This window comes from Nostoc sp. (genome assembly GCF_054880495.1).
This window is the reverse complement of the sequence record NZ_JBTYKD010000317.1, coordinates 1-4,735: the sequence shown is the minus strand read 5'-3', so window position 1 is coordinate 4,735 and position 4,735 is coordinate 1. Positions and strand designations below refer to the sequence as shown.

3 protein-coding genes and 1 pseudogene are annotated in these 4,735 nt (G+C 43.6%); 3 read left to right on the top strand and 1 reads right to left on the bottom strand.

The genetic code is table 11. The annotated features are described in order from the left end of the window. Positions 1–415: 415 nt before the first annotated feature. The 3 genes and pseudogenes from ACYTXL_RS27590 to ygfZ form a co-directional block, all read left to right on the top strand. Positions 416–484: pseudogene (locus tag ACYTXL_RS27590) on the top strand (hypothetical protein); the annotation flags it as partial. A gap of 147 nt (positions 485–631) precedes the next feature. Next, positions 632–2,773: a choice-of-anchor Q domain-containing protein gene (locus tag ACYTXL_RS27585; RefSeq protein WP_461927471.1), complete on the top strand. Its 2,142-nt coding sequence runs from the start codon at positions 632–634 to the stop codon at positions 2,771–2,773. Positions 2,774–2,823: 50 nt separating this feature from the next. Beyond that, positions 2,824–3,819, top strand: coding sequence for a CAF17-like 4Fe-4S cluster assembly/insertion protein YgfZ (ygfZ, locus tag ACYTXL_RS27580; RefSeq protein WP_461927470.1), 996 nt, complete (start codon positions 2,824–2,826; stop codon positions 3,817–3,819). A gap of 5 nt (positions 3,820–3,824) precedes the next feature. Here the strand turns inward: ygfZ and ACYTXL_RS27575 are convergent. Beyond that, positions 3,825–4,735: DUF5331 domain-containing protein (locus ACYTXL_RS27575; protein ID WP_461927469.1), on the bottom strand; the 911-nt coding region annotated here is incomplete at its 5' end.

Below are 4,735 nucleotides of genomic sequence, written 5' to 3'. Positions count from 1 at the left end.
TTCTGAAAAAATCTCGGTAGTCTTGTAGTAGACCCTCTTGGCTAGAATGTTGCAAAAAAATTGTCGGTTGGGGAGCCACTGCGTTGCGCGGGTTTCCCGCGTTGTAGCAAGTGGCGTTGGAGGCTTTGCCAAAGCCAACATCCTGATAATCAGTTGGGTTGCGCTCCGCTCCACCCAACCTACGTCTAATCCACTATTTTAAGCTTAGACAGTCTTGTAGTAGACCCTCTTGGCTAGAATGTTGCAAAAAAATTGTCGGTTGGGGAGCCACTGCGTTGCGCGGGTTTTCCGCGTTGTAGCAAGTGGCGTTGGAGGCTTTGCCAAAGCCAACATCCTGATAATCAGTTGGGTTGCGCTCTGCTCCACCCAACCTACGTCTAATGCACTTAGATGAAATTAAACTTAAAGAACTGTTGAACTACTTCAAGAGCAGAAAGAACTACTTGATGATTTATTCGCAGAAATTATGGAACATATAGTCTGAAGTTGTGGTTACTAGGTAGTTTAGAAATTTGGTTACAGGTGAATCAAAAACCGCAGTAGTGAAAACAACTTGAGCGGCGTTCTAAAATTATTTTTATAAATGTAATCTTTTTGAGATAATTTTTATAATAAATTCAGGAAATGTAAAATGGCTCCTACAATTTTGACAGTCAATACCACAGCCGATCAAAATGATGGCAGTGCTGCTAATGGGTTATCTCTGCGGGATGCGATTTTAATTGCCAATGCAAACCCGAATACTGGCTATGAAATCCACTTAACAGGAGGAGCAACTTACAACCTAACATCGAACGGGATTGATGAAGATAATGCCCTCACCGGAGATTTAGATATTAAAAGTCGCAAAAATCTAGTTTATATTGTGGCAGTTGGTGGACAAAAAGCAACTATTGATGCTTCCGGTTTAATAAATAGCGATCGCGTCTTTGATGTACTTACTGGAGGAGCCTTAGCCTTACAGAATGTAGTGGTTACAGGCGGCAATATATCTGACGATGGTGGAGGTATTAGGGTTGATTCTAATGGCTTTCTCGATTTGTCTAATTCGACGCTTACAGGCAACCAAGTGTCCAGTTTTTATAAGGGAGGCGGCATCTACAACGATGGTACAGTCTACTTGCGAAATGGTTCTACTATCAGTAACAATCAAGCTCTCGACGGTGGCGGTATCCTTAACTCTGGCACTGTGGTTGCGATTGACTCCACAATAAGTAATAATAGCTCATATTTTGGAGGTGGAATCTACAACAACTTGTATGCAACATTGACGCTGATAAACACTACAGTTAGTGATAATAGTGTAGAAAGCCCTGGTAGCGCTGGTGGTGGTATCGAAGGTAACGGCGGCTCTATTGCTTTAGTTAACACGACAATTAGTGGCAACAGTGCAGAAACCGGTGGCGGTGGTATAGATTCTAGTCCGGGCACTGTTACAAATATACTTAACAGCACCATTACCAATAATACGGCGGGCGATTTAGGAGGAGGTGGAATTAATGGCAGTGCCAATTTAAAGAACACAATTGTTGCCGGAAATTTTGGTAATTATGATAACCAGGGTACAGGCAAAGATATTCAAGGGACAGTTAACGGCAATAATTATAATCTAATTGGCTCTCTAGCTGGAGCCAGTGGCACTGTAGGCACTGGTACAGATATCGTCAACCCTTACCCCGGACTCAGCCCCCTACAAAATAACGGCGGAATCACCCTTACCCATGCCCTCCTGACTGGTAGCCCAGCCATTAACGCCGGCAACAACAACTTGATTCCTGCTGATACACAAGACCTTGACGGCGATGGCAACACTTCAGAACCCATTCCCTACGACCAACGAGGCTTGGCGCGGCTTGTTGGCCCTAAAGTTGATATTGGCGCATTTGAAGCACAAGTAGCCACTGGAACTGTCCCCATCACTAACACCTTACAAGCTAGTACCACAACAACCTTAGCTAATGGTGTCGATAATCTAACTCTGATTGGAACCAGCAATATTAACGGCACTGGCAATAGTGGCAATAATATATTGACGGGTAATAGTGGCAATAATATTCTCACTGGTGGTCTGGGGAATGATACTTACGCATTCAATGCTTCTACCCCATTAGGTAGCGATCGCATTCAAGAAACTACCACAGGTGGGAATGATTCTTTAAGTTTTAGTGGTACTAATACAGATATACGAGTAAATTTAGGCATCATTACCACCCAGACAGTCAATAGTAACTTGAAATTGACCCTATCAGCTAATAATGTAATTGAAAATGTGGTTGGTGGTAATGGTAGCGATCGCTTGATTGGCAATAGCCTCAATAATACCCTGAATGGGGGGACTGGTAATGATGTGTTGACAGGTGGAAGTGGGGCTGATATTTTAATTGGTGGGTCTGGAAATGATATTCTTACAGGTGGAGCAGATAGCGATCGCTTTTTGTATAGTAGCGGACGAGCTTTTACTAGTAGCGATTTCGGTAGCGATATTCTGACTGATTTTACCACTGGAAGCGATAAGTTGGTGTTGAGTAAAAACACTTTTACTGCTTTGAGTAGTATTGTGGGTAATGGGTTGAGTCAAGCTTCTAATTTTACGACTGTAGACGATGATGATTTAGTTGCAACCAGCAATGCTTTCCTGGTTTACAGTCGCAGTAGTGGCAGTCTGTACTATAACCAAAATGGCAATGCAGCAGGCTTAGGAACTGGAGCCGAATTTATCAATCTGCTTAATATTCCCACCTTGACAACGGCTGACTTCACAATTGTTGCCTGAGGTTTATTAAATGGTAAAACAACATTGAAACAGGGCAACTTGTGATCACCATGCCAACATCTCCAATCGACACTAAAGACGCAGCAGCTATCCAAGCCGCAAAAGAAGGGGTTGCTATATGCGATCGCACCTCCTGGGGACGCATCAAAGTTTCTGGGGACGATCGCCTCAATTTCTTGCACAACCAAAGTACTAATAATTTCCAAATACTCAAGCCAGGACAAGGTTGTGATACGGTTTTTGTCACTTCCACAGCTAGAACAATTGATTTAGTAACCGCCTACGTTAAAGAAGATGCAATAATCCTGCTGGTTTCACCCAACCGTCGCCAGTTTCTCATGGAATGGCTGGATAAATATATTTTCTTTGCTGACAAGGTGGAATTATCTGATATCACAGAAGACACCAACACCTTCAGCCTGATTGGCCCAGAAAGCGACGCTGTTTTAGAAAAGTTGGATATTGGCGAACTCATCGGACAACCTCATGGTAGTCATAAAGTATACACGATTGCTCCCGCCGAGGGAGTGCAAATTGCTGTGGGTAGTGGGTTAGCATCTCCCGGATACACCTTAACTTTCCCCTATACTGATAAAGCAACAGTGTGGAACAAATTGTTAGAAGCTGGGGCGGTAGAGATGAGCGATCGCGCTTGGGATGCCTTGCGAATCTTACAAGGCCGCCCTGCCCCAGATGCTGAACTCACAGATGATTACAATCCTCTGGAAGTCGGTTTGTGGCAAACAATTTCTTTTAATAAAGGTTGCTATATTGGGCAAGAAACCATTGCTCGGTTAAATACATATAAAGGTGTAAAGCGACACCTTTTGGGTATACGGCTCAGTGCCCCTGCGTCAGTTGGCAGTGCGATCGCAGTTGGAGATGAAAAGGTTGGCAAACTTACCAGTTACATAGAAACCTCTGATGGTTACTTTGGACTAGGTTACATTCGCAGCAAAGCTGGTGGCGTGGGCTTGAAAGTCCAAGTGGGAGAAACCGACGGTGAAGTAGTAGAAATACCGTTTGTTTCTCACGAGTACCCATAAGCAATTCAAAGAAAAATATTTTCCTCTTGATCCCTAGTGCCGTAACAAAATTCATCTACCCAAGAAGCTAGACTACGGGCATTAGTGGTTGGTAAATTCGCTTTGCTTTTAACGTCTTGTGGTTGGATATTCGGATGTTTGCTGTTACTCTTAACCTCAGTAGTAATTGCTAGCGATCGCACTGGTTTGCCGTTATTAGAAATCTCAGTGGTAATTGCCACCAATGCGCCCACAGGCATTCGGACAGATGGCGATGTCTGACGAGAAGCTGCAAAGCCGCTACGCACTATTTTCTCCTTGCTAGAAACCTTGGTAGCTAATGCCACAGATGGCATAGTTTTGGCTTTGCTGTTAACCTCAGTGGTCATTGTCAGCAATATTCCTGAAGGGAGTTGTTCAAGAGACGATGATTGTAGTGGTTGATATTCACTTACAAAAGCGGAAGATAGCATTTCTACGTGAGTATCTGGAGCAACTTTAGTGTCAAATGGAACTACCCACTCCGGTTTGTGTGTGCGAACTACCTCAGCAATATCTGTAAATGATGGCACAAGTTCATCAGCGCGTGGCAAGTTGGAGTCTAGAGTCTTAGCAGGAGAATCAGGCGCAATCTTGCTGTCAGTTACAACCGAGGACATCTCTTTATTCTCAGAATGGTTTTGATATAGCGACTCGCTTTCAACGTGGCTTGTAGGCATAGAATGTGCTGATTTTATTAAACCTAACTCTTGATCAGGATTGAAATTAAGACCTAAAGCGGCGACTATTTTATCTGGATCGTTATTCAGCTCCAGCAGAAAAGAAAGTATTTCATCAAACTGGGGTTCCAAAACAGACAGTGTTGCCAAAATAAAACCGGACAAAGGACGCCGCAGACCATCGTAAGTACCCCAAATTCGCATTTTGACCAGCCAGG